Source organism: Janthinobacterium sp. SUN176 (assembly GCF_030587335.1).
Classification (GTDB): domain Bacteria; phylum Pseudomonadota; class Gammaproteobacteria; order Burkholderiales; family Burkholderiaceae_D; genus Janthinobacterium; species Janthinobacterium kumbetense.
In genome coordinates this window covers 3,590,192-3,604,982 of record NZ_JAPWIA010000001.1, presented here as the reverse complement: position 1 = coordinate 3,604,982, position 14,791 = coordinate 3,590,192, and the positions used below count along the sequence as shown (strand labels likewise).

Below are 14,791 nucleotides of genomic sequence, written 5' to 3'. Positions count from 1 at the left end.
TGATGAGGCGGATACTGGTCACGGGAGCGACGGGCGGCTTGGGGCGCAATGCCGTGCGCACCCTGCTGGCGCAGGGCGTGGAAGTGCGCGCCACGGGCCGCAACGCCGCCGTCGGCCGCGAACTGGAACGCATGGGCGCGCAATTCGTCGCGCTCGACCTGGCACAGGCATCGCCACGCCAGGTCGATGAACTGGTGCGCGGCATGGACACCGTCTGGCACTGCGCCGCGCTGTCGTCGCCGTGGGGGCCGGAACGCGACTTCGTCGCCGCCAACGTCACGGCCACGGGCCAATTGCTGCGCGCGGCCGCCAGCCTGCACGTGGCGCGCTTCGTGCACATCTCCACCCCGGCCATCTATTTCGACTACCGCAACCACCTCGACGTGCCGGAAACCTTCCGCCCCGATGCCTTCGTCAACGCGTATGCGCGCAGCAAGGCGATGGCGGAAAAGCTGGTGCAGGATTGCGTCGACCGCCACCGCGGCATGACGTGCGTGATCCTGCGCCCGCGCGCCATCTTCGGCCCGCACGACCAGGTCCTGATCCCGCGCCTGGCGCGGGTGCTGCAGGAGCGCGGCGGCAAGCTGCCCCTGCCCAACGGCGGCGCGGCCACCATCGACATCACCTATGTCGACAATGTCGTGCACGCGATGTGGCTGGCCACCGTGCACAAGACCATCGCTTCCGGCGCCGCCTTCAACATCACGAATGGCGAACCGGCGCGCCTGTGCGACATCTTGCGCACCCTGTTCTGCGATCATCTGCAGCAGCCGTTCGAGATCGTCAGCGTGCCTTACCGCGTGCTGGCGCTGGTCGCGCGCCTGATGCAGTTCGCCTCGCGCTTTACCCGCCGCGAACCGTCGTTGACGCCCTACAGCATCGGCGCGCTCAGTTTCGACATGACGCTCGATAATGCCAAGGCGCGCAAGGTGCTCGGCTACCGTCCCATCGTCAGCCTGCAGGAAGGCATCGCCCTGACGGCGCAGTGGATGCGCCAGGAAGCGGCGGCGCACAAGGTGGGCAAGGAGCGCAATGGCTAGCATCACCGCGTTTCGCGTCGGCCACTGCACCCATCCTTCGTGCATGGTCTTGAAAGGCAGCGGGCTGGCCAGCCGCTGCTTCCCCTCGCGCGCCTACCTGATCGAAACGCGCGCGGGCCTGTACCTGTGGGACACGGGCTACGCCGAGCACTTCCGCGCCGCCACGTCGAAGGGCGTGTACCGCATGTATGCATGGGTGACGCCGATTTCCTTCGATGAGAGTGAGTCTTTGCAGGGGCAGTTGCGCGCGCATGGCGTGGCGCCCGGCGATATCCACGCCTTGCTGCTGTCGCACTTCCACGCCGACCATATCGCGGGCCTGCGCGACTTTCCCGGCGCGCGGCTGATGGCCTCCCAAACGGGCTGGGACGCCGTGCGTCGCTTGTCCGGCGTGGCCGCCGTGCGCCAGGCCTTCGTGCCCGAGCTGCTGCCGAATGACATCGCCGACCGCCTGGATTTCGTGGAAAGCGTGCCCGAGACGGCCTTGCCGGCGGCCTTGCTGCCATTCACGCACGGGCGCGACGTCAGCGGCACGGGCGAAATCTACATCGTCGACTTGCCCGGCCACGCCATCGGCCACCTGGGCGCCTTCGTGCTGCAGGATAGTGGCTGGACCTTGCTGGCGTCGGACGCGGCCTGGGTGCCGGAAAGCTTCCAGCAGCTGCGCGGACCGTCCGAACTGTCGTTCCTCATCCAGCACAAGCGCGCGCCGTATTACGCCACCTTGAACCGTCTGCACCAGCTGCACCAGTCGGGCAATGCGCACATCCGCATCACGCATGAAGACACGGCGGACTATGTTCCTGTGGCGGGCCGCCCGTGAAGCGTCTTTTCTGGCTGTTATTGTCGTACTGGCGCACGCGCCGCCTGCGGTTCACAAGCCGCGCGCAGCTGGGCGCCTACCAGAACAAGCAACTGGCGCGCTTCACCGAGGTGCTGTGCGCGCGCAGCACCTACTTTGCGCCGTTCCGCGATCTGCCCCTGGCGCAGTGGCCGACGATGAACAAGGCGCTGATGCTTGAGCATTTCGACGCCATGAACACGCAAGGCATCACGTTGGCGCAGGCGATGGGCGCGGCCATGGCGGCCGAACAGAGCCGCGATTTTACCCCCGCCGTGGGCGACATCACGGTGGGCCTGTCGTCGGGCACCTCGTCGCGGCGCGCCGTGTTTACCGTCAGCCCCCGCGAAAAGGCGCAATGGGCGGGCGTGATGCTGGCCAAGGCGCTGCCCGACGGCCTGTTTTCCGGCGAGCGGGTGGCGCTGTTCCTGCGCGCGAACAGCAATCTGTACACGGCCGTGCGCTCGCCGTGGCTGACCTTTGCCTTCTACGATTTGTTCGAACCGTTCGACAGCCTGTGCGCGCGGCTTGCGCAATATCAACCTTCCGTCATCGTCGCGCCGGCCCAGGTGCTGCGCCAGCTGGCCTTGCGCGTCATCGATGGCAGCCTGGCGCTGGCGCCGAAAAAAGTCATCTCGGTGGCCGAAGTGCTGGAAGCGCAGGACCGCGCGCTGATCGTGCAGGCGTTTGGCGCCGTGCATGAAATCTACCAGGCCACCGAGGGTTTCCTCGCCAGCAGCTGCGAGCATGGCGTGCTGCACTTGAACGAAGAGTACGTGCACATCGAGCCGCAGTGGCTGGACGCTGAACAGAGGCGCTTCGTGCCCGTGATTACGGACTTCACGCGCATCACGCAGCCCATCGTGCGCTACCGCCTCGACGACATCCTGCTCGCGCGCGCCACGCCATGCCCGTGCGGCCGCGCCACGCGCGCCATCGACGGCATCGAAGGGCGCTGCGACGACATGCTGTTCTTGCCATCCTTGCCATCGGCGAACGGCGGCGCCCCCGTCGCCGTGTTTGCCGACGTATTGACGCGCGCGTTTGCGCAAGCCTTGCCGCCGCACGCCGATTACCGCCTGGTGCAGTCGGGCGACGCCTCCTTGCAGCTGCACGCGGCTCTGGATGCTGCCGGCCTGTCCGCCCTGCGGGCGCACCTGGCAGCGGTGCTGCGCGGCTTGGGCGTGGCCGTCGACGGCCTGGCCTGGACGGTGAGCGGCGAACTGCCTCCCTTTGACCCCACCATGAAACGGCGCCGCATCCGGCGCCTCGCGACCGCATGAATCCTTCTTCCATGACCGTACGCGGCCGCCTGCTGCACCTGCTGGCCGGCTGGGGCAGCGTCGGCCTCGTGTATTTTTCCAGCGACCTGCTGCAAGGGCAGGGGGCGCTCTTGCCTGAAACGGCCATCGACCGCGCCATCCCCTACACGGATGCCGCCATCTGGCTGTACCTGTCCTTCTTCATCCTTATTCCCTACGCCTACCTGGCGGCCGATGCGGCGCGGGTGCGCTGGCTGGCGCGCGCCATGGCGCTTTCCGCGCTGGCCTGCGGCGTGGTCTTCCTGCTGTACCCGACCACCCTCGCGTATCCGCCCGTGGGCGAGGGCAGCGCCTGGAGCACGCAGGCGCTGCGCCTGCTGCAGGCGGCGGATTCCACGCAAAACTGCCTGCCGTCGCTGCACGGCGCCCTGACATTGCTGTGCGTGTGGGCCTTGTGCGGCAGGCGCCACCTGCTGCGTTCCGCGCTGGCCGTGGTGCTGGGCGTGGCCATCTGCTATGCCATCATCGCCCTGCGCCGGCACGTGAGCATCGACCTGGCCGCCGGCCTGGCCGTTGGCATCGCTGGCGGCATCCTGGCGAAAATGCAGGTATCCTTGGCTGCCCGCCGCGCCGTTTCCATAAAAACCGCATCATGATGAATCCCTTTGCCCTGTCGTTTTTGATCATGCTGGCCTTCGTGCTGGCCGAACTGCTGATCCTCAAATGGGTGCGCAAGACGCCCGTGCCGTGGAAGGACGTGATCTTCAACCTCAATTCCGGCCATATCCTGATGTGGGTGTTCCGCGGGGTGGAGGTGGCGGCGTTCGCCCTGCTGCTGCGCCATGCGAACCTGCACCTCGTCGACCAGTGGCCCGTGGCGGCGCAATGGGTCTTCGCGTTTTTTGCCTGGGATTTGTGCTTTTACTGGATGCACCGGCTGCACCACAAAATCCCCCTGCTGTGGGCCGTGCACGTGGTGCACCACCAGGGCGAGCATTTCAACCTGTCGCTGGGCGTGCGCAATTCCTGGTATTCGTCGCTGACGAATTTCCCCTTCATCGCCATCCTGGCCGTGCTGGGCGTGCCGCTGGAAATCTTCCTCGTCGTCTCGTCCCTGCATTACACGGTGCAGTTCTACAACCACAATGCGCTGGTGAACAAGTCCGGCATCCTCGATAGCTTCATGGTCACGCCGTCGCACCACCGCGTGCACCACGGCACCGATAAACGCTACATCAACCGCAATTTCGGCGGCACGCTGTTGATCTGGGACAAACTGTTCGGCAGCTTTCAGCCCGAACTCGAGGGCGTGGAAATGCGTTATGGCGTGAAGGGCATGACACCCACGCACAACCCGCTGTTGGCCAGCAATGGCAAACTGTTCAAGTGGCTGCGCGCGCGTTTCCCCCACTGGCAGTCGCGCGGCACTTTCCACGTGCCCGAGCTGTTCATCGGCACCGGCGGCGTGATCCTGTTTGGCCTGGTGATCTATTACGTCAACCATGAAGCGCTGCTGGCGGGCGCGCAGCAAGCCATCCTGTTCGCGCTGATCTTCGGCGGCACCCTGGCGCTGGGCGGCTTGTCGGATGCGCGCCGCTGGGGCGCCATCGCCTGGGTCGCCATCGCGCTGGCCATGCCGGCCCTGTATCTGGGCTGGTATGGCGCGCGCGATGCGTGGGGCATGGTTTTCCTGGCCGCGCTGCTGGCGCATGGCCTCGACGGCGCGCGCCGCCTGTGGTGGCCGGCAGCGGCGGGGACGCGCGCGTGACGCAGCCTGTACCTTCGCTGCCGCCGCTGCGCTTCCAGCCCGCACGCGATTCCGCCTTCCGCCGCGAATTGCGCGCGCGCGCCGACGCCTACCTGGCGGACGAAGGAAAACACCGCTTCGGCGACGCGCGCCTGCATGCGAAAACCGTGTTCCTCGCCGCGCTGACGGTGGGGCTGTATGCGCTGGCGCTGCGCGCCGAAAGCACCTGGCCGTTTGTCGCCAGCTACGTGGCTTGCCTGGTTGCGGCCATGACCTTGGCCATGAATACCCTGCACGATGCGGCCCATAGCGCCATCTTCCGCCAGGGAGCCTGGAACCGCGTGCTGATCCGCCTGGTGGGCTTGCCCGTGGGCGTGGATACGGATTTCTGGACCATCCGCCACGTGCATTTCCATCACACGTATGCCAACGTGGAGGGCTATGACCTCGACACGGAACCGAATCCGTTTTTGCGCCAGACGCCGTTCCAACGCTGGTCGCCGCAGTACCGCTATCAATACCTGTACTGGCCAGTGGTGGCGGCCCTGTCGCTGCCCTATTTGAACTGGTATGGCGACTGGCTGGACCGCTTCGGCAAGACGCCCGTGGCGGCGCACAGCCGGCTGCAGGGATGGCGCGGCTGGCTGTCCTTCCTGGGCTGGAAGCTGGGCCACGTGGCGCTGGTGCTGGCGCTGCCCATGTGGGTGCTGCAGCAGCACGGCATCGGCTGGGGCGTGGTGCTGGGTGCGTATTTCGTGGGCCAGATGATCGCCTCGTGCGCGCTGGTGGCGCTGATCCTGGGCACGCACTGGGCCGAAGTCGAGTTTTTCCAGCCGGGCGCGGACGGTACGCTGCCGCACGACTGGTACCAGCACACGTTTTACACGGCTTGCGACTGGACGCCGCAGCCGCGCCGCCTGCGCTGGCTCGGTTACTGGCTCGGCGGCTTGAATCTGCACCTGACGCACCACTTGTTCCCCACCTGGAACCACCGCCACTACCCGGCGCTGGCGCGCATCCTGGCCGAACTGGCGCCGCGCCACGGTCTCGTGTACCGCGAACTCGGTTACGGCCAACTGCACGCGTCGCAGCAGCAATTCCTGCGCGCCATGGGCCAGCCGCCCGCAAAGTCCTGACGAATCGCACTTGACTCGGTTTCCGTTCCGTCTTACATTTCTGTAACGACAGAAATAAGAGAAAATCATGAAATCAAGAACGCCTGACAGAACCGTAGCGAGCGGCAGTGATTTGTGGCCGAGAAGCGCAGCTGTGCTTGAGCACAGTGAGCATCGCAGACCGCAAAGCGCGACGGGGAGTAGATTATGGTAGGCGTTCTGAGTCCCACCACGCAAAAATACATTCTCCACTGGGGCGAAATGGGTACCCGCTGGGGCGTCAACCGCACGGTGGCGCAAATCCATGCGCTGCTGTTCCTGGCCAACGAACCCTTGACGGCGGAAGACATCGCGGCCAGCCTGAACGTGGCCAGGTCCAACGTCAGCAACAGCCTGAAGGAATTGCAAAGCTGGGGCCTGGCGCGCATCACGCACGTGATGGGGGACCGGCGCGACCATTTCGTGGCATTGCAGGATGTGTGGGAAATCTTCCGCGTCATCATGGAAGAGCGCAAGCGGCGCGAGATCGACCCCACCCTGACGGTGCTGCGCGAATGCGCGATCGAGGGCGAGCACGATGCGGCGATACCGCCGGCGACGCTCGAGCGCATGGGCGAAGTGCTGGCGTTTCTGGAAATGCTCAGCAGCACCTACAGCGACTATAAAAACCTGCCGCCGGCGACCCTGCAGCGCATGCTGTCGATGGGCGGCAAGGTGGCCAAGTTCCTCAGCCCGGAAGACAAACCGGGCAAGCGCGGGGAATCATGAACGGCCCCTCGGAAGGAGAACTGTTCAAGAAGGTGATGGGCGAGCAGTGGCTGACCCTGCACCCGGACATCCGCCGCCGCTTCGAGAAAAATCCCGCGCCGGGCCAGCCCCTGTACTACCGCGGTGAACTCCGTGAACTCAGCAGCTCGCGCCTGGGGAAATGCCTCGGCTGGCTGACGCGCCCCTTCATCGATGGCGCCCTGATCCCGTACGACGACGCGGATTTTCCCGTGGATATCGAAGTCTATTCGCGCCCCGGCTGCCCCTTCATCTTCAAGCAGCGCACCTACCGCCTGCACGGACGCGCGCCGATCCGCTTCACCTCCTATATGGCCGAAAGCGCAAAGGGCGAAGTGCTCGAATACGTGGGCATGGGCCTGGGCATGAAGCTGCTGCTCCACGTCGAGGATGGCAACCTGCACTTCACCAGCGACGGCTATTTTTGGGACCTGTTCGGCTGGCGCATGCCGCTGCCCGGCGTGCTCACGCCCGGCAAGACCTATCTGTGCCACCGCAACGAGACGCCGCAGCAGTTCAACATCCGCATCGAGATTCGCCACGCGCTGTTCGGCACCACGTTCACCCAGGCGGGCGTGTTTCGCGAGTCCGCCGCACCGGAAATGAAGGAAACACCATGAATACGCATCTGCTGGCCCTGCAACTGATGGCGGCGCAAGGCTGCCTGGGCGCCTTCGACACCATCTACCACCATGAAATCACGGAGGCGCTGCCGCAAAAGGCCTCCGCAAGGCTGGAACTGACCATCCATGCGACGCGCGCCCTGATCTACAGCCTGCTGTTCGTGGGCCTGGCCGCCTGGGAGTGGCATGGCGCCTGGGCCTGGGTGCTGGTCATCGTGTTTGGCGTGGAAATCGTGCTGACCCTGTGGGATTTCGTCGTGGAAGACCAGACCCGTCTCTTGCCCGCCACGGAGCGGGTCACGCACACGGTACTGGCGATTAACGCGGGCGCCTTCATCGCCTTGCTGGCCCTGAACAGCAGCGAGTGGGCCACGTTGCCGACGGCCCTCGTGTGGCAGCCGTATGGCTGGCTCAGCGTCTTCCTCGCCCTGTGCGGCGTGGGCGTGGGCTTGTCCGGCTTGCGCGACGCGTATGCCGTGTGGCAGCTGGGCCGGCGCAAGGTGCAGGAAAAGCAAGAGCAGGAAGAGCACCTGCGCTTTGCCGCCGCGCCGCAGTCCGTGCTGGTGACGGGCGCCACGGGTTTCATCGGCCAGCAACTGGTCAGCGCCTTGCTGGCCGATGGCCACGCGGTGACGGTGCTGACGCGCCAGCCGAAACAGGCCGCGTGGACCTTCGATGGCCAGGTGCGCTGCATCGATTCGCTGGACGCATTGGCGGATGCGCAGCGCATCGACATGGTGGTCAACCTGGCCGGCGCGCGCATCGTCGGGCGGCGCTGGACGGAGGCGCGCAAGGCGGCGCTGCGCCGCAGCCGGGTGGCGCTGACGCAGGAACTGGTGGCGTGGATCGCCCGCGCGCAGCACAAGCCGCGCGTACTGCTGTCGGCGTCGGCCATCGGCTATTACGGCGTGCAGCCGCAGGGCGACGCGACGGAGTTGACGGAGGAGAGCGCGCCGCAAGCCATCTTCATGTCGCAGCTGTGCCAGGAATGGGAAGCGGCCGCGCGCCAGGCGGAGGCATTTGGCGTGCAGGTGGGCTGCATGCGCTTTGGCCTCGTCTTCGGCCACCAGGGGTCGCTGCCGCAGATGCTCTTGCCGATCCGCTTCGGCGTGGGCGGCCCGCTGGGCAGCGGCAAGCAGTGGGTCACGTGGGTGCATGTGCGCGACGTGATCCGCGGCATCGCCCACCTGGCGCGCCGCAGCGAAGAGCACGCGGTGAGCGGCGCGTATAACTTCTGCGCGCCGGAAGCCATCGAGCAGCGTCGCTTCGCCCAAGTGGCGGGCGCCGTGCTGCACCGCCCCAGCTTCCTGCCCACGCCGGCCTTCGTCATGCGCGCCATGCTGGGCGAGCAGGCCGACTTGCTGGTGGAAGGCCAGCGGGTCGCGCCGCGCCGGCTGCTGGGCGAAGGCTTTGCCTTCCGCTACCCACAGCTGGAAGGGGCGCTGCGCAGTTTATAAGTTGGCGTAAGATGGGGATGGGAGGAACCGAACCATGCCCCGCTTCAGCCATACGATAGACAGCCATACCTATGCCTTCGCCAGCCTGAAGGAGCTGCTGGCGAAGGCCACGCCGCCCCGTTCGGGCGATGTGCTGGCCGGCGTGGCGGCAGCCAGCGCGCGCGAACGGGTGGCGGCGCAGCTGGCGCTGGCGGACGTGCCCTTGTTGACCTTTCTCAATGAGGCGCTGGTGCCGTACGAAGACGATGAAGTCACGCGCCTGATCATCGACAGCCACGAGCGCGCCGCCCTGGCGCCGATTTCCCACCTGTGCGTGGGCGATTTCCGCGACTGGCTGCTCGACGACGCGACGGATACGCCAACGCTGTCCCAGGTCGCCGCCGGCATCACGCCAGAAATGGCGGCCGCCGTCTCAAAAATCATGCGCCTGCAGGACCTGGTGCTGGTGGCCCGCAAGTGCAAGGTCGTCACGGCCTTTCGCAATACCCTGGGCCTGGAAGGCCGCCTCTCCACGCGCTTGCAGCCGAACCACCCGACGGATGACGCCACGGGCATTGCCGCCTCCATCCTCGATGGCCTGCTGCTGGGCAGCGGCGACGCCGTGATCGGCATCAATCCGGCCACCGACAATGTGGCGCAGGTGGTGGCGCTGCTGCACTTGCTCGACGCCGTCATTGATCAATATCAGATTCCCACGCAGTCGTGCGTGCTCACCCACATCACCAACACGCTCGAGGCGATACGCCGCGGCGCGCCCGTCGATCTGGTATTCCAGTCGGTGGCGGGCACGCAGGCGGCCAACCGCAGCTTCGGCATCGACTTGTCCCTGCTGGCCGAGGGCCAGGCGGCGGCCCTGTCGCTGGGGCGCGGCACGGTGGGCAACAACGTCATGTATTTCGAGACGGGGCAGGGCAGCGCCCTGTCGGCCGGCGCGCACCACGGCATGGACCAGCAAACGTGCGAGGCGCGCGCGTATGCGGTGGCGCGCGCCTTCCGGCCGCTGCTGGTCAATTCCGTAGTGGGCTTCATCGGCCCGGAATACCTGTACGACGGCAAGCAGATCCTGCGTGCGGGGCTGGAAGACCATTTCTGCGCCAAGCTGCTTGGGCTGCCCATGGGCTGCGACGTGTGCTACACCAACCACGCGGAAGCGGATCAGGACGACATGGACGCCTTGCTGACCATGCTGGGCGTGGCCGGCTGCAATTTCATCATGGGCGTGCCGGGCGCGGACGACATCATGCTCGGCTACCAGAGCACCTCGTTCCACGACGCCCTGTATGCGCGCCGCGTGCTGGACTTGCGTCCCGCGCCCGAATTCGAAGCCTGGCTGGCGCGCATGCGGATCACGGATGCGCAGGGCCTTTTGCACACGGCGCTGGCGCCCGCCTTCCAGGCGGCCCTGCTGCGCCTGGACGGCTAGGGAGGATACATGGACGAGAAAAGCCCGTGGCAGGCGCTGCGCGCGCATACGGCGGCGCGCATCGCGCTGGGGCGCCGCGGCGTGAGCGTGCCGACCAGCGCGCAGCTGGCGTTCCAGCTGGCCCACGCGCAGGCGCGCGACGCCGTGCACCTGGCGCTCGATGGCGATGCCCTGGCGCAGACGCTGACAGAACAGGGGCAAGCCTGCGTGCAGCTGCACAGCGCGGCCGCCACGCGTGCCGTCTACCTGCAGCGTCCCGACCTAGGCCGCCGGCTCGACGATGCTTCGCGCGCGCGGCTGGCGGCCTTGCCGCAAGGCGTGGATCTGGCGCTGGTGGCGGCCGATGGCCTGTCGGCGCTGGCCGTGCAGCGCCACGCGGCGCCGTTCCTGGCCGCCTTGCGCGCACGGCTGGCGCTGGAAGCGTGGACGCTGTCGCCGCTGCACATCGTGGCGCAGGGGCGGGTGGCCATCGGCGACGAAATAGGGGAGTTGCTGAAGGCGCGCGCCGTGCTGGTGCTGATCGGCGAGCGGCCGGGCCTCAGTTCCCCGGACAGTCTGGGCCTGTACCTGACGTGGGCGCCAAAAACAGGCTTGCTGGACGAGCGCCGCAACTGCATCTCGAACGTGCGCCCCGAAGGGCTGGCGTATGCGCAGGCGGCGTACCGGCTGCATTATCTGCTGTCGCAGGCGTTCAGCCGGCAGCTGTCGGGCGTGGGCTTGAAGGATGAAACGGTGGCGGAAGGCGCGGCCCTGGCGGGCGCGCGCAACTTCCTGCTGGAGTGATCAGACTTCGCGGATTTCGTCCAGCGGCCAGCGCGGGCGCACATTGAACGAGTAATCGTGCTTGGCCGCCTGCGGGTTGATTTGCAGGCGCATGGCGCCGGCAAAGGCGATCATGGCGCCGTTATCGGTACAGAATTCCAGCTCCGGGTAATACACTTTGAAGCGCTTCTTGGCGGCGGCCGCGTTGAGCGAGGCGCGCAATTGCGCGTTGGCGCCCACGCCGCCGGCGATCACCAGGCGTTTCAAGCCCGTGTGCTTGAGGGCCGCCACGCATTTGGCCGTCAGCACGTCGACGATGGCGTCGACGAAGCCGCGCGCGATGTTCGCCTTGTCCTGTTCGCAGATATTCGCGATGACTTTTTCTTCATGATTCTTGACCACGGTCAGCACGGCCGTCTTCAAACCGGAGAAACTGAAATTGAAATCCTTCGAGTGCAGCATGGGACGCGGCAGTTTATAGGCCAGCGGGTCGCCGAATTCGGCCAGGCGCGAAATGGCGGGGCCGCCCGGATAGCCGAGTCCCAGCAGCTTGGCCGACTTGTCGAACGCTTCGCCGGCCGCGTCATCGAGCGTTTCGCCCAGCATCGTGTACTGGCCCACGCCATCGACGCGCATCAGCTGCGTATGGCCGCCGGACACCAGCAGGGCGATGAAGGGGAATTCCGGCGGCTCCGATGCCAGCAATGGCGACAGCAGATGGCCTTCCAGGTGGTGGATGCCCAGCACCGGCTTGTTGATGGCCAGGCCCAGGCTGCAGGCGACGGACGACCCGACCAGCAGCGCGCCGGCGAGGCCGGGCCCCTGCGTATAGGCGATGGCGTCGATCTCGGGCAGGGTGATGCCGGCCTTGGCCAGGGTTTCATCGAGCAGCGGGATGGCGCGGCGGATATGGTCGCGCGACGCCAGTTCCGGCACCACGCCGCCATATTGCTCGTGCATGGCTACTTGCGAGTAGAGGGCGTGCGACAGCAGGCCGCGTTGCGTGTCGTACAAGGCCAGGCCGGTTTCGTCACAGGAGGATTCGACGCCAAGAACAATCATGAAGGTACTGAATAGGGAGGAGTAATCCGCCATTGTAAAGGAAAGCCGGCTGGTCCACCGTGCGGCGGGCGCACCATTTCGGCGGCAGTGTGCACTTGCGCAGTGCGCCGCGGCGGGTTTTCCCCCCGCATTTTGGCCATTTTTCGCCTGTGCGGCACTGGCACCGCTCTTGCTTAGAGAGGCGTGTGCCTTTCTCAAGGGAGCTAGCGATGTCGGAACAATGGAAAATGATTTGCCGCTTGAAGGACATGCCGCCGGCGGGCGCGCGCATGGTGCAACGGGGCCTGGCGTGGCAGGATTTGCCGGGCGTGGCGCTGTTTCGCGCCCTGGATGACACGGTGTACGCGTTGCTCGACACGGTGCCATGCCTGGGCGGCCCGCTGGCGCACGGGGTGCTGATGGAGAAAAACCTGATGGGACCGAAGAACAGCTGGATCATCGAACTCGATTCGGGCCGCCTGGTGGCGCCCGTGCAGGGCATGGCGCGCACGTACGCCGTGCGCATCCTGGACGGGCGCATCTACCTGGACATCAATGAACTCAATATCCCGGCCAGCAAGGCGGAACAGGCGCTGGCGGGATCGTTCGCCGTGCTGCCGCATGTGCAGATGGCAGTGTGAAAAAAAACGGCGCACAGGGCGCCGTTTTTCGTCTCCGCGAGAGGCTTACGCCGGGCGGTTCAACAAGTGCGCATGCGCATCGCGCAGCATGGTCGCCGTCGTGTCCCAGTCGATGCAGCCGTCGGTGACGGAGCAGCCGTAGGTCAGTTGCGACAGGTCTTGCGGGATCTTCTGATTGCCGCCGACGATGTTCGATTCGATCATCACGCCCACCAGCGAGCGGTTGCCCTGGCGGATCTGGTTGACCACGTCGGCCATCACCAGCGGCTGCAGTTCCGGTTTCTTGTAGCTGTTCGCGTGCGAGCAGTCGACCACCAGGTTGGCGGGCAGCTTGGCCTTGGCCAGTGCCTGTTCGGCGATGGCGATCGACACGGAATCGTAGTTCGGACGGCCGTCGCCGCCGCGCAGCACGACGTGGCCGTACGCGTTGCCGCGCGTGCGCACGATGGCCACGTTGCCTTCGCCGTTAATGCCCAGGAAGGAGTGCGGGTGCGCCGACGACAGGATGGCGTTGACGGCGATGCTGATGTCGCCATCGGTGCCGTTCTTGAAGCCGACGGGCGTCGACAGGCCGGACGACATTTCTCGGTGCGTCTGCGATTCCGTGGTGCGCGCGCCGATGGCCGTCCAGGCGATCAGGTCGCCCAGGTATTGCGGCGAGATGGGGTCCAGCGCTTCGGTGGCGGTGGGCAGGCCCAGTTCGCACACGTCGAGCAGGAACTGGCGCGCCTTTTCCATGCCTTCGTTGACCTTGAACGAGTCGTCCATGTACGGGTCGTTGATATAGCCCTTCCAGCCCGTGGTGGTACGCGGTTTTTCGAAATACACGCGCATCACCAGCAGCATCGTGTCCTTGACTTCCTCTTGCAGCGCTTTCAGGCGGCGCGCGTAATCGAGGCCGGCGACGGGGTCGTGGATCGAGCACGGGCCGACGACGACGAACAGGCGCTGGTCCTTGCGGTCGATGATGTTGCGCAGCGCTTCGCGGCCGCGGCTGACGGTGTCGAAGGCGCTTTCCGACAGGGGCAGCTTGGCGTGCAGTTCGGCCGGTGTCGGCATGGGCGCGAAAGAGGTGACGTTGATATTTTCGATGTCTGGCGTATTCATGATTCTGGCTCGGCTTTCGCTATTGCGTTCTTTAAGAGGCAATAGTGTAGCGGAAATGCGGCCTGGCGGCGGGGATGGGGCCAAAACGGGAATGGCTGAGTTGTTTTTATGGCAGGGCCGGCACGCCGCCGGCCCCTTGCTTCGGGGCGCTCAACGACCGCCGGCCAGGCTGGCGCCAACGCTGTAGCGGGCGATGCGCGGGTAGTTGCCGGCCAGCTCGGGCGGCCGGGACAGGCCGGGATGGCGCCGCACATGCGCAAGTATGGCGCTTTCGTGCTGGCGTATCTGCGTATCGAGGCAGGCGATCTGCTGGCGCAGCAATTGATGCAGCGCAATCTGGCCCGCATGGAAATGGGTTTCCAGGCGCGCCATTTCCTGCTGGCGCAGCTGCCGCACGGCTTGCAGGCGGCGCAGCCACTGGCGCAGCTCCATGTAGGCGGGCGAAGGCGGCGTCCAGGGGACAGGGCGTGCCGCCGCGCAATACTTGGCCAGCACCACGGCGCCGCGCACCGCACCGCCGGGCAAGCCGCAGCCGCGCGCATACGCTTCCAGCCGGCCGGGCTCGGCATCGCAGACCAGCATGCCCATGCCGGCCAGCGCGCTGGCGGCCGCCTCGCTGTGCGGCTCGTTCACGCGCATGCAAACGCGCAAGCCCATGACGGACACGTCGTTCCTTTGCAGCCAGCTGCGCAGCCAGCGGTAGCCGGCCACGTCGTTTTCCAGCACCTTGCACAGCACTTCGCCGCCCGAGAGCAGCACGGCTTTCAGCAGCAGCTTGCTCGTTTCGATGCCGACGAAGGCCGTTTCCTGTTTGCTTGCGTGTTCCATGATGAGTCCTCCTGTGCAGTCTTATACGCAGCGGTGGCGCGTTTGGATGCAGTTCCATCCAAGAAATAGCTTGAAAGACTGTTGCATTGGCGTCCATTGCGGCTTCCAGCCCGTCTGC

15 protein-coding genes are annotated in these 14,791 nt (G+C 66.1%); 12 read left to right on the top strand and 3 right to left on the bottom strand.

Annotated elements, in window-relative coordinates; genetic code table 11:
- Nucleotides 1-2 precede the first annotated feature (2 nt).
- From O3299_RS16280 to eutC, 11 genes are all read left to right on the top strand, one after another.
- On the top strand, nucleotides 3-1,040 hold the full coding sequence (locus O3299_RS16280) for an NAD(P)-dependent oxidoreductase (RefSeq protein ID WP_305062722.1): 1,038 nt from the start codon (nucleotides 3-5) through the stop codon (nucleotides 1,038-1,040).
- The gene (locus O3299_RS16275; protein ID WP_305062721.1) at nucleotides 1,033-1,863 is read left to right on the top strand and encodes an MBL fold metallo-hydrolase; all 831 of its coding nucleotides are present in this window, start codon (nucleotides 1,033-1,035) and stop codon (nucleotides 1,861-1,863) included. Before O3299_RS16280 ends, O3299_RS16275 begins: the two co-directional genes overlap by 8 nt.
- Complete coding sequence (locus O3299_RS16270; RefSeq protein WP_305062720.1) at nucleotides 1,860-3,164, top strand: F390 synthetase-related protein; 1,305 nt, start codon at nucleotides 1,860-1,862, stop codon at nucleotides 3,162-3,164. The genes O3299_RS16275 and O3299_RS16270 overlap by 4 nt, the downstream gene beginning before the upstream one ends.
- A complete protein-coding gene (locus O3299_RS16265) occupies nucleotides 3,161-3,799 on the top strand; it encodes a phosphatase PAP2 family protein (RefSeq protein ID WP_305062719.1) in 639 nt (212 codons plus the stop codon). The genes O3299_RS16270 and O3299_RS16265 overlap by 4 nt, the downstream gene beginning before the upstream one ends.
- Entirely contained in the window at nucleotides 3,796-4,911 is a 1,116-nt protein-coding gene (locus O3299_RS16260; protein ID WP_305055874.1) for a sterol desaturase family protein, read from the top strand. The genes O3299_RS16265 and O3299_RS16260 overlap by 4 nt, the downstream gene beginning before the upstream one ends.
- Complete coding sequence (locus O3299_RS16255) at nucleotides 4,908-6,026, top strand: acyl-CoA desaturase (RefSeq protein WP_305062718.1); 1,119 nt, start codon at nucleotides 4,908-4,910, stop codon at nucleotides 6,024-6,026. Before O3299_RS16260 ends, O3299_RS16255 begins: the two co-directional genes overlap by 4 nt.
- A 186-nt stretch (nucleotides 6,027-6,212) precedes the next feature.
- Nucleotides 6,213-6,773 (top strand): GbsR/MarR family transcriptional regulator, encoded by a 561-nt coding sequence (locus O3299_RS16250; RefSeq protein ID WP_257218865.1) that lies wholly within the window; start codon nucleotides 6,213-6,215, stop codon nucleotides 6,771-6,773.
- Complete coding sequence (locus O3299_RS16245) at nucleotides 6,770-7,411, top strand: DUF4166 domain-containing protein (protein WP_305062717.1); 642 nt, start codon at nucleotides 6,770-6,772, stop codon at nucleotides 7,409-7,411. The genes O3299_RS16250 and O3299_RS16245 overlap by 4 nt, the downstream gene beginning before the upstream one ends.
- Nucleotides 7,408-8,871, top strand: a complete 1,464-nt coding sequence (locus tag O3299_RS16240) for a TIGR01777 family oxidoreductase (RefSeq protein ID WP_305062716.1) — start codon at nucleotides 7,408-7,410, stop codon at nucleotides 8,869-8,871. Before O3299_RS16245 ends, O3299_RS16240 begins: the two co-directional genes overlap by 4 nt.
- 34 nt (nucleotides 8,872-8,905) lie before the next feature.
- Nucleotides 8,906-10,294, top strand: coding sequence for an ethanolamine ammonia-lyase subunit EutB (locus O3299_RS16235; protein ID WP_305062715.1), 1,389 nt, complete (start codon nucleotides 8,906-8,908; stop codon nucleotides 10,292-10,294).
- Nucleotides 10,295-10,303: 9 nt separating this feature from the next.
- Complete coding sequence (gene eutC, locus O3299_RS16230) at nucleotides 10,304-11,077, top strand: ethanolamine ammonia-lyase subunit EutC (RefSeq protein WP_305062714.1); 774 nt, start codon at nucleotides 10,304-10,306, stop codon at nucleotides 11,075-11,077.
- Here eutC and tsaD read toward each other — a convergent pair whose 3' ends face one another.
- Nucleotides 11,078-12,118 (bottom strand): tRNA (adenosine(37)-N6)-threonylcarbamoyltransferase complex transferase subunit TsaD, encoded by a 1,041-nt coding sequence (tsaD, locus tag O3299_RS16225; RefSeq protein ID WP_251351735.1) that lies wholly within the window; start codon nucleotides 12,116-12,118, stop codon nucleotides 11,078-11,080.
- Nucleotides 12,119-12,327: 209 nt separating this feature from the next.
- On the opposite strand from tsaD, the gene O3299_RS16220 reads away from it, so the two are divergent.
- Nucleotides 12,328-12,738 (top strand): nitrite reductase (NAD(P)H) small subunit, encoded by a 411-nt coding sequence (locus O3299_RS16220; protein WP_305062713.1) that lies wholly within the window; start codon nucleotides 12,328-12,330, stop codon nucleotides 12,736-12,738.
- 45 nt (nucleotides 12,739-12,783) lie between these two features.
- On the opposite strand, the gene O3299_RS16215 is transcribed toward O3299_RS16220, so the two are convergent.
- Both O3299_RS16215 and O3299_RS16210 read right to left on the bottom strand, forming a co-directional pair.
- A complete protein-coding gene (locus O3299_RS16215) occupies nucleotides 12,784-13,845 on the bottom strand; it encodes a 3-deoxy-7-phosphoheptulonate synthase (RefSeq protein WP_099666639.1) in 1,062 nt (353 codons plus the stop codon).
- Between the two features lie 150 nt (nucleotides 13,846-13,995).
- The gene (locus O3299_RS16210) at nucleotides 13,996-14,673 is read right to left on the bottom strand and encodes a hypothetical protein (RefSeq protein WP_305062712.1); all 678 of its coding nucleotides are present in this window, start codon (nucleotides 14,671-14,673) and stop codon (nucleotides 13,996-13,998) included.
- Nucleotides 14,674-14,791 lie beyond the last annotated feature (118 nt).